The organism is Streptomyces sp. NPDC098101 (genome assembly GCF_044760185.1).
In the GTDB taxonomy this organism is placed as follows: Bacteria; Actinomycetota; Actinomycetes; order Streptomycetales; family Streptomycetaceae; genus Streptomyces.
Genome location: NZ_JBIWAS010000002.1, coordinates 244734 through 271000, shown reverse-complemented (window position 1 = coordinate 271000; position 26267 = coordinate 244734). Strand labels below are relative to the sequence as shown.

Genomic DNA, 26267 nt, shown 5'->3' with positions numbered 1-26267 from the left:
CCTCACTCGGAGACGGAGGTGTCGGGAAGGGGGTGCTCGCGCACGCCCCAGGAGGCGAGCAGCGCCGCCGCGCAGGTGATCGCCGGCCACCACGGCACCCAGCCGCCGTGGCCGGCGGAGCGCAGCCATTCGGCGAGGGCCGGGAAGGTGCCGCCGAAGAGGCTGATCGCGAGGGCGGCCGGCAGGCCGACGGCGACGGCCCGGACGGCGGGCGGGAAGAGCTGCCCCGCGAAGACGTTGCTGACGGCGAGGGGCAGGGCGAGCAGGAACAGCAGCACCACCGTGACGACCGGGACGGGCACGCGGCCCGCGACCATCCCGGCGAGCAGCGGTACGGAGCCGAGCGCGAGTCCGGCGAAGCCGGTCCGGAGGACGGGCAGGGCCCCGAACCGGTCGGCCGCCCTGCCCGCCGCGAGCATTCCGGCGAGGAGGGCCACCATGCCGAGGAGCAGGGCCCCGGAGGCCTCCTCCTTGGTGGCGGCGCCCGCGGCGGCGGCGTAGGACGGGAAGTCGACCGTGAGGAAGTAGAAGACGGTGGTGGCGCCGGAGGTGATGGCGAACACGACGGAGAGCGGGCCGAGGTGGGCCCGCAGCACGGGCCAGGGGCTCGCGGCGCCGCGCGTGCGCTTCCGTTCGCGGGCGTCCTCGGCGAAGACCTCGCTCTCGGCCGCGCCGCGCCGGATCCACAGGGCCGTCAGGCCGAGCAGCGCGCCGAAGACGAAGGCGAGGCGCCAGGCGCCGTCCTCGACGCCCGTCTCCCCGAACACGCCGAGGAGGACGCTGAGCACGATGAACGACAGGGCGCTGCCGAGGACCACGCCGCCGTAGGAGACGGCGCTGTAGAAGTACCGGTGGCGGCCGGGTGCCGTCTCGGTGACGTACGCGGCGGCGGTCGGGTTCTCGGCCCCGACGGACAGGCCCTGCACGAGCCGGGCGGCGACCACGAGGAGCGGGGCCGCGATCCCGATCGAGGCGTGGCCGGGAACGATCGCGAGGAGCAGCGAACCGGCCGCGATCAGACCGACGGTGAGGGACAGTCCGAAGCGGCGGCCCCGGGTGTCGGTGAGCCGCCCGATGACGACGCTGCCGAGCGGCCGCACCAGGAAGCCGAGCGCGAAGCCGAGGTACGCGGCGATCAGCCGGGCGGTGGGCGAGGACCCGGGGAACAGCTGCTCGGCGAAGTACGGCGCGAGCACCCCGTAGATCGTCCAGTCGTACGCCTCCACGACGGACCCGACGCTGGCGGCGAGCAGCTCGCGACGGGACTTGCGGGCGGGGGCGGGTGCGGAGGCCTTGCCGGCCGGGGCGGCGGAGTCGGGGGCGGGTGCCTTGCCGGCCGGAGCCGTGGGGGCCGGGACCTCCGGGGGCGTCGTTCCGGCCGGAGGCACCGCCCCCGTGCCTATCTCCGAGGTGCTCATTCGGCCACCCCGTACACCCGTGCGCCGTCCCCGTCCCCGTCGCCGTGTCCGGCCGGGTGCGGGACCGCGTGCAGGCGGACGCCGACGGCCGGGAGGTCCGTCAGGCAGGTCAGGCCGGTGAGGACGGGGATCCCGGCCTCGGCGAGGGCCTTGGACGCCGGGCCGTCGCGCTCGACGCTGTCGGTGGCGACCAGGGCGGCGCCGCGCCCGGCGAGGAGCGCGACGGCGTCCGGGGTGAGGAAGGGGCCGTCCGGGCGGCCGGTGTGGACGACGACGGCGTGCCCGGCCGGCTCGAAGGGCGCGAGCGCGAGCCGGTCGGCGACCGGCTCGTCCGTGCCCGCGAGCCGGACCAGGACGACGGGCAGGTCGACCAGACCCTCGATGCCCTCCGGTGCCCCGGCGGGCCGGTCCAGGCGGGTGCCGGGGCCGGTCAGGTCGACCGTGCGGCGGACGGGGGCGCCGTCCGCCGCCCCGGTGTTGCGCGAGCCCTTGTGCGGCTCCCGGATCAGCTCCTTGCGGCTGATGGTCGTACCGCCGACCATCAGCAGCCCCAGGTGCCGCACGAGGAGTTCGCCCAGCTCGGCGTCGTCGATGTCGTCGCCGGGGATGTCGAGGCGGAAGCCCTCGGTCCGCAGCGAGCCGCCGTTGCTGAAGACCACCTCGGCGTCGAAGTCGACCCGCCACTGCCCGGCACCGGTTGCCGTCGTCATGTGCTTCGTTCCTTCACGTCGTCGCGTTGTTCGCGTGGTGCCCGGCTCCCGGGAGCGGGCCCCCGGCGCCCCCTCAGGCGCAGTCGATGAGGGCCTTCTCCAGGGCGCCGACCACTGCGTGGATCTCTTCCTCCGTGATGGTGAGGGGCGGAAGGAGCCGGAGCACGGCGCCGTGCCGACCGCCGCTCTCCAGAAGGAGTCCGTGTTCCAGGCAGGCCTTCTTGACGCGACGGGCGCGGTCGCCGTCGGCGGGCCGGGCGCCCAGGGCGTCGGCCTCGCCGTCCGGGTCGACGAGCTCGACGCCCCACATCAGGCCCCTGCCGCGGACGTCGCCGATCTCCGGACGGGTCCGGGCGAGGCGCCGCAGCAGGCCGCCGAGCAACTCTCCCTTGACGGCGGCCTTCTCCACGAGTCCTTCTTCGGCCAAGACCTCCAGGGCGGCCGCGCCCGCCACCAGGGCGATCTGGTTGCCCCGGAAGGTGCCCGCGTGGGCGCCGGGCAGCCAGGCGTCGTACTTGCCGTGGTAGAGCATCAGGGCGAGCGGGAAGCCGCCGCCGATCGCCTTGGAGACGAGGACGGCGTCGGGCTCGATGCCGGACTCCTCGAAGGCCCACATGGTGCCGGTGCGGCCCCAGCCGGCCTGGATCTCGTCCAGGACGAGCGGGATGTCGAGCCGGGCGGTGATCTCGCGCAGTCCGCGCAGCCACTCGGGGGGCGCGGGGATCACGCCGCCCTCGCCCTGCACGGCCTCCACGAAGACGGCGGCGGGCTTGGTGATGCCGCTCTCGGGGTCGGTGAGCAGCCGTTCGATGTAGGTGAGGCCGACCCGGATCCCCTGGTCGCCGCCGAGGCCGAAGGGGCAGCGGTAGTCGTAGGGGTAGGGCAGGTGGTGCACGTCCGGCATGAGCGAGGGCACCGGTTCCTTGGCGCCCAGGTTGCCGGTGAGGGCCAGCGAGCCGGCCGTCATGCCGTGGTAGGCGCCGTGGAAGGAGAGGACGGTGCGGCGGCCGGTGGCGGTCTTGAAGAGCTTGATCGCGGCCTCGGTGGCGTCGGCCCCGGCGGGCCCGCAGAACTGGGTGCGGAAGGTGTCCGCCATCGTGCCGGGCAGGTTCTCGTAGAGCGCCGACAGGAAGGCGTACTTGGCGGGGGTGGTCAGGTCGAGGGCCTGCTGCACCTGGCCGGATTCCAGGTACTCGTGGACCCGGCGGAGCACCTCGGGGTGGTTGTGGCCGAGGGCGAGGGTGCCGGCGGCGGCCAGGCAGTCGATGTACTCGGTGCCGTGGCCGTCGCGGACGCGGGCGCCGAGCCCGTCCTGGAGGACCTGGCCGAAAGCGGTGGCATAGGTGCGGGCGCCGGATTCGCGGGCCCGGACGTACGCGTAGATCTCGTCCGGTGTGGGGGCTGTCGTGCGGGTGGTCACGTCATCACTTCCCAGGGGATGTTCGGGCGTCCGCGACCATGACCTGGCCGAGGGCGATGCCGCCGTCGTTGGTCGGGACCTGTCGGTGGACGTAGGTGTCGAAACCGTCGGCGGTCAGCCCGGTCAGACAGTTGAGCAGCAGGAACTCGTTGAGGAACACGCCGCCGGAGAGCACGACCTGCCGCACGCCGGTCTCCTCGCGGAAGGCCCGGCAGCGGTCGCGGACCATCTCCACGACGGCGGTGTGGAAGCGGCGGCTGATCCGGTCGGCGGGCAGTCCGGCCGCGAGGTCGTCGGCCATGGCCCGGATCACGGGCCGGGGGTCGACCTCGACGGGACCGTCCTCGTCGGGGGTGCCGGCGCCGAAGCGGTAGGCGGCCTCCGGGGCGGAGTCGCGGGCGAGCAGGCCCTCCAGCTCGATCGGCCCCTGGGCCTCGTACTCGGCCCGGGAGCAGACCCCGGCGAGCGCGGCGGCGCCGTCGAAGAGGCGGCCCATGCTGGAGGTGGCCGGGGAGTTGATCCCCCGGGCGGCCATGGTGGCGTACACGTGCCGCTGCTGCTCGTCGAGTTCGGCGAGGGCGGGGAAGGCGGCGACGGCCTTCTCCCGGTCGCCGTCGAAGGCGTCGAGGGCGAGGGCGTAGCCGGTGCGGACGGGTTCGCGGACGGCCTGGTCGCCGCCGATCAGGGGCAGTCGGCGCAGGCGCCCGACGCGCCGGTAGGCGGCGTAGTCGCCGAGCAGGAACTCGCCGCCCCAGACGGTGCCGTCCTCGCCGTAGCCGAAGCCGTCGAAGATGACGCCGAGGGTGGTGCCGGTGACGTGGTTCTCGGCCATGCAGGAGGCCATGTGGGCGTGGTGGTGCTGGACCTCGACCACGGTCCGGCCGGCGCCGTCCCCTTCTCCGTCCCCGTCGAGCGCGGCCCGGGTGGAGCGGAACTGCGGGTGCAGGTCGTGCGCGGTCAGGCGCGGCTCCAGGGCGTAGAGCCGGGCGAGGTGGCGGGCGGTGCGCCGGTGGGAGGCGAAGGTCTCGTCGTTCTTGAGGTCCCCGATGTGCTGGCTGAGGAAGACCTTGCTGCCGTGCGACAGGGCGACCGTGGTCTTCAGCTCGGCGCCGAGGGCGACGGCGGGCGCCACCTCCCGGCCGACGTCCACGGGGTACGGGGCGTAGCCGCGGGCCCGCCGGACGAACTGGAGCAGCGGGGCGTCCAGTTCGTCGTGGACGGAGAGCCGGACGACGGAGTCGTCCACCCGGATCTCGATGTCGCGGTCGTGGTAGAGGATGACGTCCGCGATCTCGAAGAGCTGCTCCAGGGCTTCTTCGTTGCGGTACGCGATGGGGTAGCCGGAGATGTTGCCGCTGGTCATCACCAGTGCTTCCAGGCCGGGTTCGTCCAGGAGCAGGTGGTGGTGGGGCGCCGAGGGCAGCATGATCCCGAGGTTGGGGTTGCGGGGCGCGACCGACTCGGGCAGGGCGTCGGGCTGTTTGCGGGCGAGCAGGATGGGCCGGGCCGGGGAGCGCAGGACGTCGATCTCGTCCTCGGAGAGGACGGCGAGGCGCTGGGCGGTGGCCAGGTCGCGGACCATCACCGCGAAGGGCTTGGAGTCGCGGCGCTTGCGGCGGCGCAGCAGGGCCACGGCCCCGGGCTGGGTGGCGTCCACGGCGAGGTGGAAGCCGCCGACGCTCTTGACGGCGACGATCCCGCCGTCGGCGAGGACCTCGGCGGCGCCGCGCAGGGCGGTGTCGCCCTCGGTGGTGCGCCCCTCCCGGTCGGTGAGCAGGAGCCGGGGCCCGCAGTCGGGGCAGGCGTTGGGCTGGGCGTGGTAGCGCCGGTCGAGCGGGTCCTCGTACTCGGCCTTGCAGGCCGCGCACATGGTGAAGGACGCCATGGTGGTGGCCGGCCGGTCGTAGGGCAGGTCCTGGATGATGGAGTAACGGGGCCCGCAGTTGGTGCAGTTGATGAACGGGTAGCGGTGGCGCCGGTCGTTCGGGTCCCGCAGCTCGCCCTGGCAGTCGCCGCAGACGTGGGTGTCGGCGGGGAGCAGGGCGGTGCGGGCGCCGGAGTGTTCGCTGTGGACGATGGTGAAGGGGCCCGCGGGCACGCTGCCCGCGGGGAGCCCCCGGGTCACCACGACACCGTCGACGCGGGCGAGTTCGGGCGCGCGGTCCTTCAGACCGGCGGCGAACTCGGCCAGGGCGGCGTCCGGTCCGGACGCCTCCACGAGGACGCCCTCGGGGTCGTTGCGGACCCAGCCGGAGAGGCCCAGTTCCCGGGCCAGCTTGTAGACGAACGGCCGGTAGCCGACGCCCTGCACCACCCCGGTGACCCGCAGCCGCCACTCCTCGGTGGCCGGCGGGGAGGTCGCGGTGTCCGGCGGAGACGTCACGGTGCTCATGGTGATCCCCCTCGTTTCCTGGGTCGGGTCCTCAGCAGAGCCGGGGCAGTTCGGCCCCGAGGAGTTCTTCCAGCTGCGTCTCCCGGCCGTCGGCGTCCCGCAGCAGCACCAGGGCCTCGGTGTCCTCGGAGATCTCGCCGATGGTGACGGCGTGCTCGCCGTACTGGAGCGAGCGCAGCGCCGCCAGGACGTCCGCCTCGGCGGCGGGGTCGACGAAGACGGCGAGGCAGCCCTCGTTGGCGCAGTGCAGCGGGTTGATGCCGAGCATGTCGGCCGCCATGGCGGTCTCGTGCTGGATCGGCAGGCTGGGGGTGTCGACCCGCACGGTGCGGCCGAGCTTTCCGGCGTACTCGTGGAGGACGGCGGTCAGGCCGCCGCGGGTGACGTCGCGCATCGAGCGGACGGCGCCGGCCGGCACCCGGCTGAGGACCCCGTCGATGAGGTTGTTCAGCGGGGCGCAGTCGCTGTCGACGCGCTGCTCGAAGCCGAGGCCCTCGCGGATGGAGAGCAGGTGGACGGTGTGGTTGCCGATGGGGCCGCTGAGGATGACCTTGTCGCCGGGGCGCACGTCGGTCATGGAGAGCGGCTCGCGCTCGAAGACGCCGACGCCCGCGGTGTTGAGGTAGAGCTGGTCGGCCTCGCCCTTGCGGACCACCTTGGTGTCGCCGCCGACGATCTGCACGCCGGCCTCGCGGGCCGTCTCGCGGATCGACACGAGGACCTGGGTGAGGCGCTCGATCGGCAGGCCCGTCTCCAGGATCAGGCCGAGGGTGAGGTACTTGGGGCGGGATCCGGCCACGGCGAGGTCGTTGACCGTGCCGCAGACGGCGATCTTGCCGATGTCGCCGTTGCCGAAGAACGGCGGGTCGACGACGAAGGAGTCCGTCGTCATGGCGATGCGCCCGGTCTCGACCGGGAGGATCGCGCTGTCCTCCATGATGCCGACGTAGACGTCGCCGAGGGTCTCGGCGATCAGCTGGACCAGTTCCTGGCTCAGCTTCGCCCCGGTGCCGTGGTCGAGGAGGATCTCGTCACTGCTGCCGGCCGTGCTCGCGGTCATGGCTGCTCCTGGGTCGGGGAGGGGCGCGGTCACGGGGTCTTGATGTTCTTGCGGGGCAGGGTGCCCTCGGCGTCGAGGACGCTGATGACCTCGGCGGAGTCGGAGACGGTGGCGCAGTAGCCGGCCAGCCACTCCAGGGCGCGGTCCTTGTCCTCCTGGCGGGCGGAGACGACGCAGTCGGAGGGGACCCAGATGTTGTAGCCGCGGAAGAAGGCGTCGGCGGCGGTGGTCTGGACGCAGATCTGGGTCTGCATCCCGGTGATGAGGACGGTGTCGACGCCGAGGGCCTGGAGGCGCTCGTGCAGGTCCGTCTCGTAGAAGCCGGAGTCCTTGCTCTTCTCCATGACGACGTCCTCGGGGGCGAGGAACTCCTCCAGGACCTCGGCGCCGCGGGTGCCGCGCTGGACCGGGAGGTGGCCGTCGTAGCGCTCGGCGTTCGGGTCGTCGGGGTCGTTGACGAGCTGGAGGTGGAAGACGTGGTGGCCGCGGCGGCGGATCTCGTCGAGGAAGCCGGTGAAGTGCGGGGTGGCGGCGGCGACGGCCGCGACGCGCTCGGGGTTCTTCTCCACGAGCTCGTACTGGAGGTCGTTGGTGAGGACGGCGATCTTGGACATGGGTGTGCCCTTCGGTGAGGCCGTGCGGGTGTGGGCGCCGGGCGCGCGGAGGGCGCCGGCGGGATGCTCCGGGACGTGCGGCGGTGTGCCGGCCCGGGTGCGGGCACGACGGGGCCGTCCCGCGGGACGCGGGCGGGTCCGGGAGGAGGTGAAGCCGTACGCGCCCGGCGGTGCGGGGCGGATACGGGGTCCGTACGGGGACGTGCGGTCGTACGGGATCGTGCGGGCCTTGCGGTGGTACGGAGCCGTGCGGGCTGTGCAGGCCGTGCGGGTCTGACGAGTCGTGCGGGATCGTGCGGGTCGTGCGGGTCCTGCGGATCGTGCGGGGAGAGGGGTCAGCCCGCGAGGGCGGCGCTCTCCTGCGGCTCGTGCAGCCAGGTGCCGGTGGCCTCGAAGTGGGCCAGGACGTCGGCGATCCGCGCGTACAGGTAGTGGCCGGTGACGGCCTCGCGCCCGTCGAGGCGGGCGTAGTCGGGCAGCCGCCCGTACTCGCGGAAGCCGAGCCGCTCCCAGAGGCCGACGGGGCCGTCGCTGCGGACTTCGAGGGTGATGACCTCACAGCCCATGTCGCGCGCCTTGTGCAGGGCCTCGGACCAGCCCTCCAGGAGGAACTGGCCCCGGCGGTCGGGGGCGATGACGCACCGCCGCATGTCGACGATGTGGCGGCGGGCCGGCAGCGGGGCCCGGGCGAGGGTCACCATGCCGACGATCCGGTCGTCCTCCTCGTCGCGGACCGCGAGGACGTCGATCGCGCCCTTGCGCAGGTCGGCGTCGAAGGCCCGCATCAGCGCCAGGCCCTTCTCGGGGCCGACGGGCTCGTAGAAGCCGAGGGTCTGCTCCTTGACCGCGACGGCGTCCATCAGCTCGATCATTTCGCGCATGTCCTTCTCGGACAGTTCGCGCGGCCATTCGTATCGCATGGGTCTTCCCGTGGGTTTGCCGGACGGTGGGCAGCCCGCAGGGACACCGGACACCGCCGCCCGCACCGCCCGGCGCCGCGGCGGGCGGCGTGGGGCGGGGTCGTGGGTGCGCGGTGTCCGGTGTCGCCAGGGGGGTGTTCGGGTGCCGGTCGGGTCCGCGGCGCGCTCCGGGGCGGCGACGCCCCGGAGCCCCGGACCCGGAGCGTCAGACCGCGGCGACCCGAGCCTGCAGGTTGGTCTGCACCGCGGCGCCGGGCGAGACCTGCGTCAGCTGCGACGGGTCGGACCCGAGGCCCAGGACCGTGGCGGCGTAGACCTCGACGAAGTACGAGACGAAGAGGGAGTTGATCTTCGTGAGGTGCTCGACGAAGCGCTCCTCGTCGTCCTCGTCCTTGATCACGCGCATGATCATGTTCCAGACCATGTCGACGTGGTCGTCGTCCTCGTCGAGCGCGAGGTGGGCACGGGCGCCCTTGGTGTTGTTGGCGCCGACGTGCTGCTCCATGATGTCGAGCCAGTCGGGCTGGGTCTTGCCCGCGATGTACTCGAGGTAGAAGCCGCTGATCATCGAGGCGAGCGGGCCCTCGGTGGCGAGCGTGTAGTAGAAGTAGCCGTTGAGCAGCTCGGTGGCGAAGGTCGGACGGATCGCGTAGATCTCCTCGTCCGTCATCCCGACCTTGTGCAGGTCGCCGGCGAACATGCGGTCGTGCCGGCCCTCCTCGGCGCCGTACAGGCCCCACTCCTTGGAGAGCTGCGGGTCGCGGGTGGCCCAGTAGTTGGCGACCAGCGGGTCCACGGCGCGCTTGAGACCGATCCGGATCATGGTCTCCACGTTGTGGCGCTTGTAGAGGTCCATGTCGAACTTGTTCGCGTCGAGCATCCCCTCCGCGCCCTTGCTCTTCTCGTAGAAGTCACGCTCGAACTTCAGGAGGAGCTCGTCCACGCGCTTGCGGAACTCGGGGCGCTGGAGGCTGGAGTACGTGTTGTACGACTTGCTACGAGGCATGGTCATCCCCACCCGAGGTCGTTGATCACTTTGCTCTGGCCGGATCCGGCGAGGAATGCGCGCTCTTCCTGAGTGCCGGTTCCCTGGACGAGAAGGAAGGACAGAGCCGCGGAAGCCGTGATGGCGAGAATGTTTCTCGCTGCACGTGCCATGGAAAACCCCTACCTTTCGGACGAGCGTTGAGGTCGTCAGCGCTTCGCTCATCCTCCGGCGGAAAGCCGTTTCTAGACCAGTCCCCTCTGGGATCATGTTGCTCCTGGCGGAAACATGACAGGAGGATACATTGAATGAAACCGGCAGAAGCCGTGCGATTACCCCGCCGCCGCTCCACGAATCGGCGGACCGTTTGTACCGCTTCGTATCGGAATCGCCCAGGTGCACCGTCGAAACCGCGGCGGAGGCCCTCGGGATGGACCGGGGGGAGACCGACGAGGCGGTCCGGGACCTGCGCGAGCTGGGGCTGCTGAGCACCGGGGGCGCGGGCGGCGACAGCGGACCGGAGCCGCTGGTCCCGCATCCCGTGGACTTCGCGCGCGTGAAGGTCCTCAATCCGCTCCAGCGGGAGCTGAACCGCACCCAGGCGCTCGTCGACGAGCTCCGGAGCGGCCTGGACCAGCTCGAACTGCACACTCCGCGTGCCCAGCACGCCCACTGCTCGCTGGAGGTCGTCCACGAGCTGTCCGACGTGCGCCGGCTGATCACCGGCTTCGCGGACGAGTGCTGCGAGGAGGCGCTCTCCTCGCAGCCCGGTGGCGCCCGCGTGGAGGAGGTCCTCGCCGACAGTATGGACCGCACGACCAGACTGCTGGACCGGGGAGTCAGGATGCGGACCCTCTACCAGCACACGGCGCGCTTCAGTCCCGCGACCCTCTCGTACGTCGACCTGGTGACCCCCCTCGGCGCCCAGGTGCGTACCCTCGCGGGCGGCTTTCCGCGCTGCATCATATTCGACCGAAAGATCGGAATCCTGCCACTCCTCGACGACTCGAAAGGCGCCGTGATCGTACGGGATCCGCAGGTCGTAGCTTTCGTGGCGGAGGCCTTCGACCGGGCCTGGACCACGGCTTCCGACCTCTCGCCCGAAGAACGCAGGGCGGATCGGGCGGCGGCCACGTCCGAGATTCAGCACGCCATTATCTCGCTGCTCACCCAGGGGGAATCGGACAAACGAATAGCCCAGGTCGTCGGAATTTCCCTGCGGAATTGCCAGCGACACATCTCCCACATCATGAAAAGCATCGGCGCCCGCAACCGGCTCCACGCCGGTTACCTGCTGAGCAAGGAGCCGTTCAGCGGCCACTAGGGGGTGACTCGTCGATCGGGCCGGATCAGGGAGCGGGGTCCGGTGCCGTGCATCGCAAGGCGGAGGAGGGAGGCAGGGCGGAGCCCTGGCGAGTGACGACAACGCCGCGAGGTGCGGTGCCGGACCCCGCGAGCCCGGCACGATCGGCGAGTCACCCCCTGGGGAGACCGCCGCCGGACAGCTGGTCGTGGGGAGCCGTTTCCCGTTCCGCGGGCGTCACCGCCGGCGGAACGGGGGGCGGCGTTCCCCGCCACAGCGACGTCAGCGCCACGCCGCCGACGAGCAGCGCCGCCGCGCACCAGCGCAGTCCACTGATGCCCTCCCCCAGGAACAGCGCGGCCGACGACATCCCGAAGACCGGTACGAGGAGCGAGAAGGGGGCCACGGAGGAGGCCGGGTAGCGGCGCAGCAGCCAGCCCCAGGCGCCGAAGCCGAAGATGGTGGTGATCCAGGCGACGTAGACGATGACGCCGACGCCCGTCCAGTCGAGGCCGCGCAGCGCGGCGAGGTCCCGCTCGGGGCCCTCCACGAGGAGCGAGAGGGCGAGCAGCGGCAGGACCGGCACGGTGCTGACCCAGACCATGAAGTTGAGCGCGTCGGGCGGGGAGGCCTTGCGGGTCAGGACGTTGGAGACGCCCCAGCAGACCGCCGCGCCGATCACCAGGAGGAAGCCGATCAGGGGGCCCGAGGTGCCCTCGTCGACCGCCGCGACCGCGATGCCCGCGAGGGCGATCGCCATGCCGGCCACCTTGACGCGGCCCGGCCGCTCCCCGAGGGCCACGAAGGCGAACAGCGCCGTGAAGACCGCCTGGATCTGGAGGATCAGCGAGGAGAGCCCGGCCGGGGCCCCCAGGTCCATGCCGATGAAGAGCAGGCTGAACTTGGCCACGCCGAGGACCAGGCCGACGGCCAGGATCCACTTCCAGGCCACCTTCGGGCGGCCGACGAGGAAGACGGCGGGCAGGGCGGCGGCGAGGAACCGGAGGGCCGAGAAGAGCAGCGGCGGGAAGTGGCCGAGGCCGATCTCGATGACGACGAAGTTGACTCCCCAGACAGCGGCGACCAGCGCTGCCAGGGCGATGTGTGCGGGGCGCATGGTCCGAGGATCCCCTCGGCGACCGTGTAGCACCAGCACGGATCGCTACATGATTGGATGTAGTGACGCTACATTCCGCGCTCCTCCGCAGTCTCCGAGGTGGTCACCGTGCTGGACATCGGCCGTCTTCGCGCCCTGCACGCCGTCTCCGTCCACAAGACGGTGGGCGCCGCCGCCGAGGCCCTGGGCTACACCCCGTCGGCGGTCTCCCAGCAGATCACCAAGCTGGAGCGGGAGACCGGCACCACCCTGCTCGAACGGCAGGGCCGGGGCATCCGGCTCACCGACGAGGCCCATCAGCTGGCGGCCACCACGAGCCGGCTGCTCGCCCTGATGGAGGAGGCGGAGGTGCGCCTGGAGGAGCGGCGCGGCAAGCCCTCCGGGCGGCTCGCGATCGGCTGCTTCCCGAGCGCGGCGCGCGGTCTGATGCCCCGGGCGCTCGCGGAGCTGACCCGGCTCCACCCCGATCTGGACCTCCGGCTCTCGGAGGTGGACACGCACCTGTCGGTCGACCTGGTGGCGCGGGGCGTGATCGACCTGGCCGTGGCGCACGACTGGGACATCGCGCCGCTGCCGGCCCCGCCGGGGGTCGAGCAGGCGGTGGTCGGCGACGACCTGTGCGACATCCTCGTCCCCGGGGACCATCCGCTGGCGGCCCGGGAGTCGGTGCGCCGGGAGGAGCTGGCGGGCGAGCGGTGGATCTCGCAGCCGCCGGGGTCGGTCTGCCACGACTGGCTCGTACGGACGCTGCGGGCGACGGGGTACGAGCCGCTGATCGTCCATCAGGCGGGCGAGAACCACACGCAGGTGGCGCTCGTGGCGGCCGGCCTGGGCATCGCCCTGGTGCCCCGCCTGGGGCGCGGGGCGCTGCCGCCGGGGGTGACGCCGATCCGCCTGGACCCGATGCCGAAGCGCCGCCTGCACGCCATGTGGCGCACGGGCGCGGCCCGCCGCCCGGCCATCCGCGAAACGGTCCGCACCCTCCAGGACCTCTGGCCGGCCATAGCGTCCTCGGTCTGACGGCCCACCACCGGCTCCCGCGCGGCCCCCTCCACGAGGCAACCCGCAACGCCCCCGGACCGGCCACCCCAGGCCCCCCACGAACAGCCCGCCGCCCGGCGATCCGCACCCCCACTCAGGCCCGCCGCCAGGCGATTCCCGCGCGGGTCCTTGACCTGGCAGTTACTTTCCGGCTATCCGTGACTCCTTGGAAGTTTCCTTCAACCCCGCACGGCCGGAAGGAGCACCAGTGCACCACCGCGCCCCCGCCTCCGCTCCCACTCCCTCCCCCTCCCGCCGCACCCTCCTCGCGGTGACCGCCGCCGCCGCGGCCGCCGCCGTCACCGGGGCGAGCGCCCCCGCGCTGGCCGCGCCCGAGCGGCACGACGACCGGCGGCTCCGGCGGATCGTCGACCGGATGTCCCTGGAGGAGAAGGTCGGCCAGCTCTTCGTGATGCGGGTGTACGGGCACTCCGCGACCGCCCCGGACCAGGCCGACGTCGACGCCAACCTCGCCGAGATCGGGGTCCGCACCGCCGCCGAGCTGGTCGCGCGCTACCACGTCGGCGGGATCATCTACTTCTCCTGGGCCCACAACACCCGCGACCCGTACCAGATCGCCGACCTCTCCAACGGCATCCAGCAGGCGGCCCTCGCCCGGCCCACCCCGGTCCCGGTGCTCATCTCCACCGACCAGGAGCACGGCATCGTCTGCCGGGTGGGCGAGCCCGCGACCCTGCTGCCCGGTGCGATGGCCCTCGGCGCCGGCCGCTCGCACGCCGACGCCCGCCGGGCCGCGCGGATCGCGGGCGAGGAACTCGCCGCGATCGGCATCCGGCAGAACTACGCCCCGGTCGCCGACGTGAACGTCAACCCGGCCAACCCGGTCATCGGCGTCCGTTCCTTCGGCTCCGACCCGCACGCGGTCGCCGGTCTCGTCGCCGCCCAGGTCCAGGGCTACCAGCGGGCCGGGGTGGCGGCCACCGCCAAGCACTTCCCCGGCCACGGCGACACCGCCGTCGACAGCCACTACGGCCTGCCGACGATCACCCACACCCGGGAGCAGTGGGAGGAGCTGGACGCCCCGCCGTTCCGGGCCGCGATCGAGACCGGCATCGACTCGATCATGACCGCCCACATCGTGGTTCCCGCGCTCGACCCGAGCGGGGACCCGGCGACCCTCTCCCGGCCCATTCTCACCGGCATCCTGCGCGAACGGCTCGGCTACGACGGCGTGGTGGTCACCGACGCGCTCGGCATGGAGGGCGTGCGCACCAAGTACGGCGACGAGCGCGTCCCGGTCCTCGCCCTCCGGGCGGGGGTGGACCAGCTGCTCAACCCGCCGAAGCTCGACGTCGCCTGGAACGCGGTCCTGAAGGCCGTCCGCGACGGCGAGCTGACCGAGGCCCGGCTCGACGAATCGATCCTGCGCATCCTGCGCCTCAAGGCGAAGCTGGGCCTGTTCCGGCAGGCGTACGTGACCCGGGCGGGCGTCGAGCGGGTGGTCGGCTCCGGGGCCCACCTCGCGCAGGCCGACCGGATCGCCGAGACGACCACCACCCTGCTCCTCAACGAGGGCGGCCTCCTGCCGCTGCGCCCCGCGCGCCACCGCTCGGTCCTGGTCGTCGGCGCCGACCCGGCCTCCCCGTCCGGCACCACCGGGCCGCCCACCGCCACCCTGGCGGAGGCCCTGCGGGAGCTGGGGTTCACCGCGACGGCGCTCTCCACCGGGACCGCCCCGACCACCGCGAAGATCGACGAGGCGGTGGCGGCCGCGGCCGGCCGGGACGTGGTGGTCGTGGGCACGTACAACGTCACCGCGACCAGCACCCAGCGCACGCTGGTGGCGCGGCTCGCGGCGACCGGGGTGCCCGTCGTGACGGTCGCGATCCGCAACCCGTACGACATCGCGCACCTGACGGGCCAGCGGGCGACCCTCGCCGCGTACTCCTGGACCGACGTCGAACTCCGGGCCGCCGTCCGGGTCCTGGCCGGGCGGGCGAAGCCCCGGGGCCGGCTTCCGGTGCCGGTGCAGAGCGCCGACGACCCGGGCCGGGTGCTGTACCCGGTCGGGTACGGCCTCTCGTACCGCTAGCGGATGAAAGAAGGGGGGCGCGCCCGGACGGGCGCGCCCCCCCTTCCCACGTCACCGGTGACTACGGCCGCAGGCCGTGCTCCCGGGTCGCCTCCTCGTCGACCGCCTTGTCGAGGCGGGCGTCGAAGCGGGCGAGCGGCTGCGCCGCCTGCGCGGCCGGGGCGGGGACGCCGGCCCAGGCGAGGATGCGGGCGGTGGCCTTCTTGCGCTCGGCCTCGACCAGGCCCTCCACGTTCGCGCCGTGGTTGGCGCCCGGGGCCACGTACACGTAGCTGTCGCGCGCGCCCTTGCCCAGGCGGAACTTCTCGGAGCCCCACGGGTCGTTGCCGCCGTAGACGAACAGCATCTGGCGCGCGTTGTTGCGGACCCAGGAGTCCACGTCCTTCATGGCGCGCGGGTCGAACTTCATCGGGATCTCGCGCGGCACGAAGTTGCGCGCGGGCTGGTAGCCGTAGCGGCTCAGACCCTTGAGGTGCGGCTGCTTGATGAAGGGCGCGCCGAGCTGGGTGGCCGCCTGGTAGTAGTACGGCGTGTACGGCTCCAGGCCCTGGTCGGTGTAGGCGGACCAGCCGGAGTAGGCGTCGATCGTGTCGTACACCTCGTCGTCGGTCGCGGTCTTCGCGACCGGGATCTGGTCGCAGACGTCCTGGCCGTAGTACTGCCAGAAGCCCCACACGAAGTCGAGGACGACGGCCTCGTAGGCCTTGTCCAGCGTGCCGACGGTGTTGAAGGTGGCGCCCTGCGCCTCGGCCCAGGCCTTGTACTTGGCCTGGAGGGGCGCGCGCCGGACGAGGGCCTCGCGCTGGAGGCCGTTCAGGCGGTCGCGGCACTCCTTGGTGCCGACGGTCGCGAAGAAGCGGTCGTAGGCCGAGTCCTCGTCGTTCACCACGTCGTTCGGGGCGACGTAGGCGACGACGCCGTCCATGTCGCGCGGGTAGAAGCGCTCGTAGTACGTGGCGGTCATGCCGCCCTTGGAGGCGCCGGTGGAGAGCCACTTCTTGCCGTAGATCTTCTTGAGGGCGGTGAAGATCCGGTGCTGGTCGCTGGCGGCCTGCCAGATGTTCAGCTTCGACCAGTCGGCCGGCTGCGGCCGGGACGGGGTGAAGAAGCGGTACTCCATGGAGATCTGGTTGCCGTCGACGATCCGGGTCGGCTCGGCCCGGCTCGGCGTGGTGCTCAGGCCGTAGCCGCTGGTGCGGAAGACGGTGGGGCGGTCCGCATCCTTGTGGAGGACCGAGATCCGCTGCTGGAACGTGCCCTTCCACGGGCGCGCGTGGTCGATCGGCTGTTCGTAGTTCAGGACGAAGAAGCGGTAGCCGGCGTACGGCTTCTCCTCGATCAGGGTCATCCCGGGGATCGCCAGGATGCGGTCCTTGATGTCCTTGGCCGCGGCCTGGTCGGCGGCCGCGTTCCGCGCGTCGATGACGGCCGCGCTGCCGGTGTCCGTGTCCGCGGCGGTAGCCACGCCGGTCGAGCCCACGGTGCCTATGAGCACCGAGAGCGACAGCAGCAGCCTGAGCGACTTGCGCATACACCCTCCCCATGATTCACAACGGTGTCGCGAACCTAGCGGGGGCAACGTGTGGACCGCCAGACCCAGTTGGTCCTTACTCGTGAACTTTCCTGTGCTTCAGCACAGGATCCACCCCGTGGACGTTCCCCTTCCGGCCACCGAACCCGCCGCCCGGACGCAGCGGTTGAGGGCGTGGACGGTGAGGGGGCCGGTCTGGCGGTCGAACCGGCCGGACCTGACGGCGGGCCGGCCGCCGCGCGGCTGGAGCGAGACGGACATGGCCCGGCGGGGGCCGGCGGTCCGGCCGACGGTGATCGCGCAGACGTACTGCCGGGTCCGGTAGAGGCGCAGCTCCCCGGTGGGGAAGGCGATCGTCCGGGTGGGCCGCCCCTGGCAGACGGAGACGGCGTCGGCGGTGCCGGCGCCCGGGCCGCCGGGGAAGGGCAGCAGGAGCAGCGCGAGGGCGGTGAGGCACGGCACGAGGACACGGGCGAGCGCCCGCCGCCCGCGCCGTGCGGCCGGCGTGTCGTCCGTGGCCATGCGGCCCCCCTCCCGGGTGAAGCTCCGTACGGGCGTACGGGTCTACGACGCGCCGGGGGTCCGAACGGTTGCCTCCGCTCCGGCTCAGGCCTCGACCCGCGCCGGCTCCGCCTCCCCCACGAAGGTGCTCCAGAGCTTCGCGTACCGCCCGCCCAGGGCGAGCAGCTCGTCGTGGGTGCCGTCCTCCGCGACCCGCCCGTGGTCCATGACGACCACCCGGTCGGCGCGCGCGGCCGTGGTCAGGCGGTGGGCGACGACGAGGGTGGTGCGGCGGCCCGCGACGCGGTCGGTGGCCTGGTTGACCTGGGCCTCGGTCGCCAGGTCCAGGGCCGCCGTGGCCTCGTCCAGGAGCAGGACGTCCGGGTCGACCAGCTCCGCGCGGGCGAGTGCGATCAGCTGGCGCTGCCCGGCGGAGAGGTTCCGGCCGCGCTCGGCCACCTCGTGGAGGTAGCCGCCGTCGAGCGTGGCGATCATGTCGTGCGCGCCGACCGCGCGGGCCGCCGCCTCCACCTCGGCGTCGGTCGCCTCGGGCCGCCCGTAGGCGATGGCGTCCCGGACCGTCCCGGCGAAGAGGTACGCCTCCTGGGGGACGACCCCGAGCCGGTGCCGGTACGCGGTGAGGTCGAGGTCCCGCAGGTCGGTGCCGTCGGCGGTGACCCGGCCGCCCGTGGGGTCGTAGAACCGCGCGACCAGCTTGACCAGGGTGGACTTCCCGGCCCCGGTCTCGCCGACGAAGGCGACGGTCTGCCCGGCGGGGATCCGCAGGTCGACCCCGGTCAGCGCCGCCTCTCCCCCGTCGCCGACGTCGTTGCCGTATTCGAAGGAGACGTCCTCGAAGGCGATCTCGCCGCGCAGCGAGAGCACGTCCAGGGGCGCGTCGGCGGCGGCCGTCGACGTCGGTTCCTGGAGGAGTTCCTGCATCCGCTTCAGGGAGACGGCGGCCTGCTGGTAGCCGTCGAAGACCTGCGAGAGCTGCTGCACGGGCGCGAAGAACAGGTCGATGTAGAGGAGGTAGGCGACGAGGGCGCCGGTGGTGAGCGTGCCGGCCTCGATGCGGTTCGCGCCGACGACCATGACGGCCGCGGCGGCGGCCGAGGACAGCAGGGTGACGAACGGGAAGTAGATCGAGATGAGCCACTGGCCCCGGACGCGGGCCTCGCGGTAGGAGTCGCTGCGCTCCGCGAACCGCTCGGTGCCGGAGCGCTCGCGGCGGAAGGCCTGCACGATCCGCAGCCCGGCGACCGACTCCTGGAGGTCGGCGTTGACGACACTGATCCGCTCGCGCGCCAGCTCGTACGCCTTCACGCTGGAGCGCCGGAAGAAGTACGTGGCGACGACGAGGACCGGCAGGGTCGCGAAGACCACCAGGGCGAGCTGGAGGTCGAGCACGAGCAGCGCGACCATGATCCCGAAGAAGGTCACGACGGAGACGAAGGCGGTGACCAGGCCCGTCTGGAGGAAGGTGGACAGGGCGTCCACGTCCGTGGTCATCCGGGTCATGATCCGGCCGGTCAGCTCGCGCTCGTAGTAGTCCAGGCCGAGCCGCTGGAGCTGGGAGAAGATCTTCAGGCGCAGGGCGTAGAGGACCCGCTCGCCGGTGCGGCCGGTCATCCGGGTCTCGGCGGTCTGCGCGACCCACTGGACGAGCACGGTGAGCAGGGCGAGGGCGGAGGCCGCCCAGACGGCGCCGATCGCGAGCCGGTTCACGCCCTCGTCGATGCCGTGCCGGATCAGGACGGGCAGCAGGAGCCCGGTGCCGGCGTCGAGGGCGACCAGGCCGAGGCTGATGAGCAGCGGGACGCCGAAGCCGCGGAGCAGCCGGCGCAGGCCGTACGCGTCCTCGGGGGCCACGGCCCGGGCCTCGTCGACGTCCGGGACGTCGGTGGCGGGCGGCAGGGCCGCGACGGCGGCGAGCAGCTCGGGGGTGGCGCCGGGCGCGGCGCTCTCCCGGCCGGCGTCCCCGTCCCGTACCCACAGGGTGGGGGTGATGCCCCGCTCGGCGTCGAACTCGGCGTCCAGCTCGTCCCGCAGCGTGCGGTCCTCGGCCGGTCCGGACGGGGCGACGCGGCCGGGCGAGACGGCGCCCAGCTCCTCGGGGTCGGTGAGCAGCCGCCGGAAGAGCGGGGAGCGCTCCTCCAGCTCCTCCTGGGTGCCGATGTCGGCGAGGCGCCCGCCGTCGAGGACGGCGATGCGGTCGGCGAGGTTGAGGGTGGAGCGGCGGTGGGCGATGAGCAGGGTCGTACGGCCCGCCATCACCGACTTCAGGGCCTCGTGGATCTCGTGCTCGACCCGGGCGTCCACGGCGGAGGTGGCGTCGTCGAGGAGGAGCAGCCGGGGGTCGGCCAGGATCGCGCGGGCGAGCGCGACGCGCTGGCGCTGGCCGCCGGAGAGGGTCAGTCCGTGCTCGCCGACCTTCGTGTCGTACCCCTCGGGCAGCTCGGCGATGAACCGGTCGGCCCGGGCGGCGCGGGCGGCCGTCTCGATCTGCTCGTCGGTGGCGTCGGGGGCGCCGTACGCGATGTTGGCGCGGACCGTGTCGGAGAAGAGGAAGGAGTCCTCGGGGACCAGGCCGACGGCGGCGCGCAGCGAGTCGAGGGTGAGCTCGCGGACGTCGTGGCCGCCGACGAGGACGGCGCCGCGGGAGACGTCGTAGAAGCGGGGGAGCAGGAGGGAGACGGTCGACTTGCCGGAGCCGGAGGCGCCGACGACGGCGACGGTCTCGCCGGGCCGGATCTCCAGGGAGAACCCGTCGAGGACCGGACGCCCGTCCTCGTACGCGAAGCTCACGTCGTCGAACTCGACGGCGGCGGGCGCGTCGGCGGGCAGTTCCTTGGTGCCGTCCTTGACGACCGGCTCGGTGTCGACGAGGTCGAGGACGCGCTCGACGCCGGCGCGGGCCTGCTGGGCGACGGTGAGGACCATGGCGAGCATCCGGACCGGGCCGACGAGCGAGGCCAGGTAGGAGGAGAAGGCGACGAAGGTGCCGAGGGTGATCCGGCCCTCGTAGGCGAGCCAGCCGCCGAGGGCGAGGACGGCGACCTGGCCGAGGGCGGGCACGGCCTGGAGGGCGGGGGTGTACCGGGAGTTCAGCCGGACCGTCCGCAGCCGGCCGGCGAAGAGCCTCCGCCCGGCCTCGCGGATCTTGCCGGTCTCCTGGTCCTCCTGGCCGAAGCCCTTGACGACCCGGACGCCGGACACGGCCCCGTCGACCACCCCGGCGACGAGGGCGGCCTGCTGCTGGGCGTGCCAGGTGGCGGGGTGCAGACGGGTGCGGCTGCGCCGGGCGATGTACCAGAGGGCGGGGGCGACGGCGAGGGCGACGAGGGTGAGCGGCGGGGAGAGCCAGGCCATGATGCCCAGCGAGATCAGGAAGAGCAGGACGTTCCCGATGGTCATCGGGAGCATGAAGAGGAGGCTCTGGATCAGCTGGAGGTCGGTGGTGGCCCGCCCGACGACCTGCCCGGTGGACAGCTCGTCCTGCCGCCGCCCGTCGAGCCGGGTGATGGTGCCGTACATGTCGGTGCGCAGGTCGTGCTGCACGTCGAGGGCGAGGCGCCCGCCGTAGTAGCGGCGGACGTAGGTGAGGGCGTAGACGAGGACGGCGGCCCCGATCAGGAGCCCGGTCCAGGTCGCGAGGTCCCGGGTCTTCGTCCCGATGACGTCGTCGATGATCACCTTGGTGAAGAGCGGCACGAGGGCGAGGACGCCCATGCCGACGAGCGACGACCCGAGCGCCAGGAGCGTGTTCGCCCGGTACCGCCAGGCGTACCCGGCCAGCCTGCGCGCCCAGCCCCGCTGTTTCTCCCCGACCGCCGCCACGTGTGGCCCTCCCGTCCGTCCTGCTCTACCGGAAGCCCCAACGCGGCCGACGTGGGATTTCATCCCGCCGCAACAAAGATCGGACCGTGGTCCTAGGCCCTCCGGGTGAACGGGTCGCGGAGCCGCGGGATGGGTAGGGAAGTCCGGAGCCGCCGTGCCGGCGGTGTCGCGGACGGGCCGGAGGGGGACGCATGGGGCGGGTCGAGGACGGCAGGCCGTACGGGTGGGGGCGGCTGCACGCGGCGTTCCAGGTCCTGGAGGGGCTGGCGGAGGGGCGGACGACCCTCGGGGCGTCCTCGGAGGTGAAGGAGACGACGGACACCCCCCGGAACAACTTCAAGCGGCTCCTGGCACGGGCCGGAATCCATCTGCTCCACGCCCGGGAGAGGGGCGGCGCCCACGCCGAGGCCGCCGCGGTGGTCTTCGGGGACATAGCCGGGCTGGTGGCCCCGGAGCGGATGAGCGGCAGCAACCTGACCCCCCGGGAGATCGGCGAGTTCCGGCAGGGGTACGCGCACCAGATCGGGCACTACCGCGAGAAGTGGGGCGCGCTGGTGCCCTGAGGCGGGGGCGGGGTGCCGGGGGGCGTCAGCAGGAGCAGCCGCTCGCGAAGTACGCGAAGACGGCGACGACGCCGGCGGTCACGACGGCGGCGCTCGCCAGGCGCCCCCTGCGGTGCCGTGCGGAGCCCCGGAACGCCTCCCAGGCGCCGTAGCCCGTGAAGAGGGCGAAGAGCCCGCCGCCCGCGCCGGTCAGGACGGGGCTCACGCTCCAGCCCCGGACTACGAGGGCCACCAGGCCGACGAAGAGCGCGCAGGCCAGGAGCTGCAACAGCAGCTCGCCCACGGCCTCGGCGACCTCCTCCACCGTGCCCTTCAGGAACCCCTTGACCCATCCCGCCACGACTCCCCCTCGCGCACGCACACGGACCGTCGGTGGGGAGGACCCGCGCGGGGCCGGAAGGGTTGCTCCCCGGGGCCGCCCTACAGGTGCGTCGGCTCGAACATCCTCAGCAGGGCCGGGAGGACGACCACCGAGGGGCCCGGGGTCGTGAGGGACTTGGCGAGGTCGGTGGCCAGGGTGTCGGGGGTGGTGAGGACGGCCGGGACGCCGAAGGACTCGGCGAGGGCGACGAAGTCCGGGCGGGTCAGCTCGGTGCCGGTGGCCTCGCCGTACGCGTCGGTCATGTACTCCCGCAGGATGCCGTAGCCCCCGTCGTCCACGATCAGCCACGTCACGTCGAGCCCGTACTGCCTCGCCGTCGCCAGCTCCGCGAGCGAGTACATCGCGCCCCCGTCGCCGGAGACCGCCAGGACCGGCCGGGAGGGATCCGCGACGGCCGCGCCGAGGGCGGCGGGGAAGGCGTAGCCGAGGCCGCCGGCGCCCTGCGCGGAGTGCATGGTGTTCGGGTGCCGGGCGTCGAAGGCCGACCACGCCCAGTACCCGAGGATCGTCATGTCCCAGAAGCTCGGCGCCCGGGCCGGAAGCGCCTCGCGGACGGCGGCGACGACCCGCTGCTCCAGGTCGAGGTCCTGGGCGGCGATCCGGTCCCGGACCCGGCCGAGGACGGCCGCGACCCGCTCGGCGGCGGCCGGGTCGGTGCGCTCCCCGACCGTCTCCAGGATCGCCTGGAGCGCGAGCCGGGCGTCGGCGTGGATGCCGAGTGCCGGGTGGTTGGACTCCAGCTTCCCCGCGTCCGCCTCGATCTGGATCACCCGGCCGCGCGGCGCGAAGGTGTGGTAGTTCGAGGACAGCTCGCCGAGCCCGGAGCCGACGACGAGGAGGACGTCGGCGTCCTCCAGGAAGTCGGTGGTGTGCCGGTCCTCCAGCCAGGACTGGAGGGACAGCGGGTGCGTCCAGGGAAAGGCGCCCTTGCCGCCGAAGGTGGTGACCACGGGCGCGTCGATCCGCTCGGCCAGGGCCCGCAGTTTCCCCGACGCGTCGGAGCGGACGACCCCGCCGCCCGCGATGATCACGGGCCGCTCGGCGTGCGCGAGCAGGTGCGCCGCCACCGCCGTCAGCTCGGGGCGCGGCACGATGTCCTCGGGGGTCGCGTCCATCGCGGTGACCACCGGCAGCGTCGTCTCCGCCGTGAGCACGTCCTGCGGGATCTCCACCCAGACGGGCCCGTGCGGGGCGGTGAGCGCCGACTCCCAGGCGGCGGCGATCGCGGAGGGGATCTGGGACAGCGTGCGGACCGTGTGGACGGACTTCACGACGTCCCGGAAGGAGGCCTGCTGGTCGCGCAGCTCGTGCAGGTGGCCGCGCCGCCCGCCGCCGAGCCCGGCCACCGGGACCTGGCTGGCGATCGCGACGACCGGCGCCGAGGCGGCGGCCGCCTCCTGGAGCGCGGCGAGCGACAGGAGCGCGCCGGGCCCGGTGGAGAGCAGCAGCGGGGCCGCCTCGCCGGTGATCCGGCCGTACGCGTCGGCGGCGAAGCCCGCGTTGTTCTCGACGCGCAGGCCCACGTACCGCAGCGGGGAGCGGCGCAGCGCGTCGAACACGCCGAGCGCGTGCTGCCCCGGGATCCCGAAGACGGTGGTCGCGCCGAGCCCGGAGAGGGTCTCGACGACGAGGTCCCCGCCGGTCCGCCCCGGGGGCGGGTTCAGGGCCGCCTCGATCTGGGCGGGCGTGGGGCGCAGGACCAGGTCGTGGTCGTGGGTCATGGCGGGTCCCTCGGGGCGGTGGCGGGGTGGGGCGGGTGCGGCCGGGGGCGGCCGCACCCGGCGCTCACCAGTGTCGCGCGGAGCGGGAGGTCCCCGCTCCGGCGGCTACTTCGCCGCGCGGCCCGCCGCGATCTGGCGGGACATGATCGTCGTCAGCTCGTACGCCGTGTGGGAGGCGGCGACGGCGGTGATCTCGGCGTGGTCGTAGGCCGGGGCGACCTCGACGACGTCGGCGGAGACCAGGTTGCAGGAGGAGAGGCCGCGCAGGATCTCCAGGAGCTCGCGGGAGGTCATGCCGCCCGCCTCGGGGGTGCCGGTGCCGGGCGCGTGGGCCGGGTCGAGGCAGTCGATGTCGATGGAGATGTACAGCGGGCGGTTCCCGATGCGCTGGCGCAGCTGGTCGGCGACCTCGTCGGCGCCGCGCCGGTAGACGTCGGCGGAGGTGACGATGCCGAAGCCCATCTTCTCGTCGTCGGTCAGGTCCTGCTTGCCGTACAGCGGGCCGCGGGTGCCGACGTGCGACAGCGCCTCGGTGTCGAGGATGCCCTCCTCGACGGCCCGGCGGAACGGGGTGCCGTGGGTGTACTCGGCGCCGAAGTACGTGTCCCAGGTGTCGAGGTGCGCGTCGAAGTGGAGCAGGGCGACCGGGCCGTGCTTCTTGGCGACCGAGCGGAGCAGCGGGAGCGCGATGGTGTGGTCGCCGCCGAGGGTCATCATGCGGGCGCCGGTGCCGAGGAGTTCGTCGGCGGCGGCCTCGACGGTCTCGACGGCCTCGTTGATGTTGAACGGGTTGGCGGCGATGTCACCGGCGTCCGCGACCTGCGCGAGGGCGAACGGGGAGGCGTCCTGCGCCGGGTTGTACGGGCGGAGCAGGCGGGAGGCCTCGCGGATGGCGTTGCCGCCGAAGCGCGCGCCGGGCCGGTAGGAGACGCCGCTGTCGAAGGGGACGCCGACCACGGCGACGTCGGCGGTGCCGACCTCGTCGAGCCGCGGCAGCCGGGCGAACGTCGCGGGACCGGCGTACCGCGGGACGCGGGACGAGTCGATCGGGCCGCGGAAGGCGTTCTGGTCGCTGCTCATGGTCGGGTCCTCCTGCAAGGTCGGGTGGGGCTCCGGCGCGCCGGACACCACGACGGTAGGCGCCGGAAAAGCACCACAGAAGTGTACGTTCCCTCCACTTCATGAGCCGATGATGTACGAAGGGTCCATGACGACGAGCCCCGCGCCCCCCGCCTCCACTCCCCCGGCCCCGCCGGTCCCGCTGGCCGCGCTGCTCGCCCGCCGGGACCTGGGCCTGCGGCTGCTCGCCGGGCCCGGGGAGGCCTCCCTGCACTGGGTGCACACCTCGGAGATGGCCGACCCGTACCCGTACCTGCTCGGCGGGGAGCTCCTGATGACGGCGGGCGTGCAGCTCGCCGATCCGGCGCGGTACGTGGAGCGGGTGGTGGAGGCGGGGGCGGCGGCGCTCGCGTTCGGGGTGACGCCGGTGTACGACACGGTCCCGGCGGAGCTGGTCGAGGCCTGCGCACGCCGGGGCCTGCCGCTCCTGGAGGTGCCGCCCCGGACCCCGTTCACGGCGGTGGCGCGGGCGGTGTGGCGGCTGATGGCGGAGGCCCGGCTGCACGAGCTGCGCCGGGTGACGGAGGCCCAGCGGTCCCTGGCGACGGCGGCGGCCCGGCCGGCCCCGGTCCCGGCGGTGCTCGGCGCGCTCGCCGCCCGGCTCGGCGGCCGCGCGGTCCTCTTCGCCCCGGACGGCACGGAGTCGGCGGCGGCCGGCCGGGAGGTCCCGGCGGAGGCGTCCCGGGCGCTGCGGGAGCTGGCGGGGGTCCTGGGCCGGCGCCCCGGCGGCCCGGCCTCGGCGGGCGGGGAGGGCGGCGGCCTGCGCCTGGCGGCGTACGCGCTCGGGGGCGGCGACGGGGCGGCCCTGGGGGTGGCGGCGGAGCGGCGGGACCCCGGCGACCACACGATCACGGGCGTCGCGGTGGTCCTGCTCTCCCTCCTGACGGCCCCGCACCGGGGCGCGGACGCGGCGGTGCGGGACGCGGCCCTGGTCCGGCTGCTCCTGGGCGCCTCCCCGGCGGAGGCGGCGGCCGCCCTGGACCCGGGCCCGTGGACGGTGGTCCACGCGCGGGGCGGCGACGGCACCCCGTTCGCGGCGGCGGACCTGGCGGCGTCGCTGGGCACGACGCTGATGGCCTCCGGCACCGGGGCGGAGCCCCTTGGGGAGGCAGGAGCGGCCCGTGTCTCCGGGGCGGCCCCCGCCTCCGTACGACTCCTTCTGCCCGCTTCCGCCCCCGTCACCGCCCGGCCCGGCTGGTTCCTCGGCGTCTCCGCCCCGGCCGGGGCGGCGGACCTCCCCGCCGCCGACAAGCAGGCGGCGCGGGCCCTGCGCCGCGCGGAGGCCACCCGGTCGGCGCTCGTACGGCACCGCCCGGGCGGCCTCGCGTCCCTCGTGGACCCCGACGAGGCCGCCTCCCACGCCCGGACCCTCCTGGCCCCCCTGAGCGAACCCCTCAGGGAGACCCTGCGCGCCTGGCTCTCCCTCCACGGCGGCTGGGACCGGACGGCGGTGGCCCTGGACGTCCACCGCAACACCGTCCGCCAGCGGATCACCCGCTGCGCGACGCTCCTCGACCGGGACCTGGACGACCCGGACGTACGGATGGAGCTGTGGTTCGCGCTGCGTGCCCCGTGAC

At 73.5% G+C, this 26267-nt stretch carries 20 protein-coding genes; 5 read left to right on the top strand and 15 right to left on the bottom strand.

Features of this window, described 5'->3' with window-relative positions; all coding sequences use genetic code 11:
• Positions 1-2: 2 nt before the first annotated feature.
• The 8 genes from ACIQVI_RS08385 to ACIQVI_RS08350 form a co-directional block, all read right to left on the bottom strand.
• Complete coding sequence (locus ACIQVI_RS08385) at positions 3-1418, bottom strand: MFS transporter (protein ID WP_403592775.1); 1416 nt, start codon at positions 1416-1418, stop codon at positions 3-5.
• Positions 1415-2128 carry a hypothetical protein gene (locus ACIQVI_RS08380; protein WP_403592773.1) on the bottom strand — a complete coding sequence of 238 codons (714 nt, stop codon included), beginning with the start codon at positions 2126-2128 and terminating at the stop codon, positions 1415-1417. The genes ACIQVI_RS08385 and ACIQVI_RS08380 overlap by 4 nt, the downstream gene beginning before the upstream one ends.
• 73 nt (positions 2129-2201) lie before the next feature.
• Positions 2202-3548, bottom strand: coding sequence for a diaminobutyrate--2-oxoglutarate transaminase family protein (locus ACIQVI_RS08375; RefSeq protein WP_351971638.1), 1347 nt, complete (start codon positions 3546-3548; stop codon positions 2202-2204).
• Positions 3549-3552: 4 nt separating this feature from the next.
• Positions 3553-5940 (bottom strand): carbamoyltransferase HypF, encoded by a 2388-nt coding sequence (gene hypF / locus ACIQVI_RS08370; RefSeq protein ID WP_403592769.1) that lies wholly within the window; start codon positions 5938-5940, stop codon positions 3553-3555.
• Between the two features lie 31 nt (positions 5941-5971).
• Positions 5972-7000 carry a hydrogenase expression/formation protein HypE gene (gene hypE, locus ACIQVI_RS08365; RefSeq protein ID WP_351971636.1) on the bottom strand — a complete coding sequence of 343 codons (1029 nt, stop codon included), beginning with the start codon at positions 6998-7000 and terminating at the stop codon, positions 5972-5974.
• A 29-nt stretch (positions 7001-7029) separates the two neighbouring features.
• On the bottom strand, positions 7030-7614 hold the full coding sequence (locus ACIQVI_RS08360; protein WP_351971635.1) for an isochorismatase family cysteine hydrolase: 585 nt from the start codon (positions 7612-7614) through the stop codon (positions 7030-7032).
• 335 nt (positions 7615-7949) lie between these two features.
• A complete protein-coding gene (locus tag ACIQVI_RS08355; RefSeq protein WP_351971634.1) occupies positions 7950-8534 on the bottom strand; it encodes a GNAT family N-acetyltransferase in 585 nt (194 codons plus the stop codon).
• Positions 8535-8739: 205 nt separating this feature from the next.
• Positions 8740-9540, bottom strand: coding sequence for a hypothetical protein (locus tag ACIQVI_RS08350; RefSeq protein WP_351971633.1), 801 nt, complete (start codon positions 9538-9540; stop codon positions 8740-8742).
• 409 nt (positions 9541-9949) lie between these two features.
• Between ACIQVI_RS08350 and ACIQVI_RS08345 the strand changes: the two genes are divergently transcribed.
• Positions 9950-10843, top strand: coding sequence for a LuxR C-terminal-related transcriptional regulator (locus ACIQVI_RS08345; RefSeq protein ID WP_351971632.1), 894 nt, complete (start codon positions 9950-9952; stop codon positions 10841-10843).
• Between the two features lie 151 nt (positions 10844-10994).
• On the opposite strand, the gene ACIQVI_RS08340 is transcribed toward ACIQVI_RS08345, so the two are convergent.
• Positions 10995-11939 (bottom strand): EamA family transporter, encoded by a 945-nt coding sequence (locus tag ACIQVI_RS08340; RefSeq protein WP_403592764.1) that lies wholly within the window; start codon positions 11937-11939, stop codon positions 10995-10997.
• Between the two features lie 108 nt (positions 11940-12047).
• Here ACIQVI_RS08340 and ACIQVI_RS08335 point away from each other — a divergent pair, with 108 nt between their 5' ends.
• On the top strand, positions 12048-12959 hold the full coding sequence (locus ACIQVI_RS08335; protein WP_351971630.1) for a LysR substrate-binding domain-containing protein: 912 nt from the start codon (positions 12048-12050) through the stop codon (positions 12957-12959).
• Between the two features lie 229 nt (positions 12960-13188).
• Complete coding sequence (locus ACIQVI_RS08330; protein WP_403592760.1) at positions 13189-15033, top strand: glycoside hydrolase family 3 protein; 1845 nt, start codon at positions 13189-13191, stop codon at positions 15031-15033.
• Between the two features lie 61 nt (positions 15034-15094).
• Here ACIQVI_RS08330 and ACIQVI_RS08325 read toward each other — a convergent pair whose 3' ends face one another.
• From ACIQVI_RS08325 to ACIQVI_RS08315, 3 genes are all read right to left on the bottom strand, one after another.
• Positions 15095-16564 (bottom strand): aminopeptidase, encoded by a 1470-nt coding sequence (locus ACIQVI_RS08325; protein ID WP_403592757.1) that lies wholly within the window; start codon positions 16562-16564, stop codon positions 15095-15097.
• A 99-nt stretch (positions 16565-16663) separates the two neighbouring features.
• Positions 16664-17086, bottom strand: a complete 423-nt coding sequence (locus ACIQVI_RS08320) for a hypothetical protein (RefSeq protein WP_351971194.1) — start codon at positions 17084-17086, stop codon at positions 16664-16666.
• Between the two features lie 84 nt (positions 17087-17170).
• Positions 17171-20905, bottom strand: a complete 3735-nt coding sequence (locus ACIQVI_RS08315; protein ID WP_403592753.1) for an ABC transporter ATP-binding protein — start codon at positions 20903-20905, stop codon at positions 17171-17173.
• A 191-nt stretch (positions 20906-21096) separates the two neighbouring features.
• Here ACIQVI_RS08315 and ACIQVI_RS08310 point away from each other — a divergent pair, with 191 nt between their 5' ends.
• Positions 21097-21468: a hypothetical protein gene (locus ACIQVI_RS08310; RefSeq protein WP_403592750.1), complete on the top strand. Its 372-nt coding sequence runs from the start codon at positions 21097-21099 to the stop codon at positions 21466-21468.
• 25 nt (positions 21469-21493) lie between these two features.
• Here ACIQVI_RS08310 and ACIQVI_RS08305 read toward each other — a convergent pair whose 3' ends face one another.
• From ACIQVI_RS08305 to speB, 3 genes are all read right to left on the bottom strand, one after another.
• Complete coding sequence (locus ACIQVI_RS08305) at positions 21494-21808, bottom strand: lysine transporter LysE (protein ID WP_351971191.1); 315 nt, start codon at positions 21806-21808, stop codon at positions 21494-21496.
• 80 nt (positions 21809-21888) lie between these two features.
• On the bottom strand, positions 21889-23571 hold the full coding sequence (locus tag ACIQVI_RS08300; RefSeq protein ID WP_403592747.1) for a thiamine pyrophosphate-binding protein: 1683 nt from the start codon (positions 23569-23571) through the stop codon (positions 21889-21891).
• Positions 23572-23676: 105 nt separating this feature from the next.
• Positions 23677-24651, bottom strand: coding sequence for an agmatinase (gene speB, locus ACIQVI_RS08295; RefSeq protein WP_030210386.1), 975 nt, complete (start codon positions 24649-24651; stop codon positions 23677-23679).
• Positions 24652-24763: 112 nt separating this feature from the next.
• Between speB and ACIQVI_RS08290 the strand changes: the two genes are divergently transcribed.
• Positions 24764-26266 (top strand): PucR family transcriptional regulator ligand-binding domain-containing protein, encoded by a 1503-nt coding sequence (locus ACIQVI_RS08290; RefSeq protein WP_403594476.1) that lies wholly within the window; start codon positions 24764-24766, stop codon positions 26264-26266.
• Position 26267: the final 1 nt, after the last annotated feature.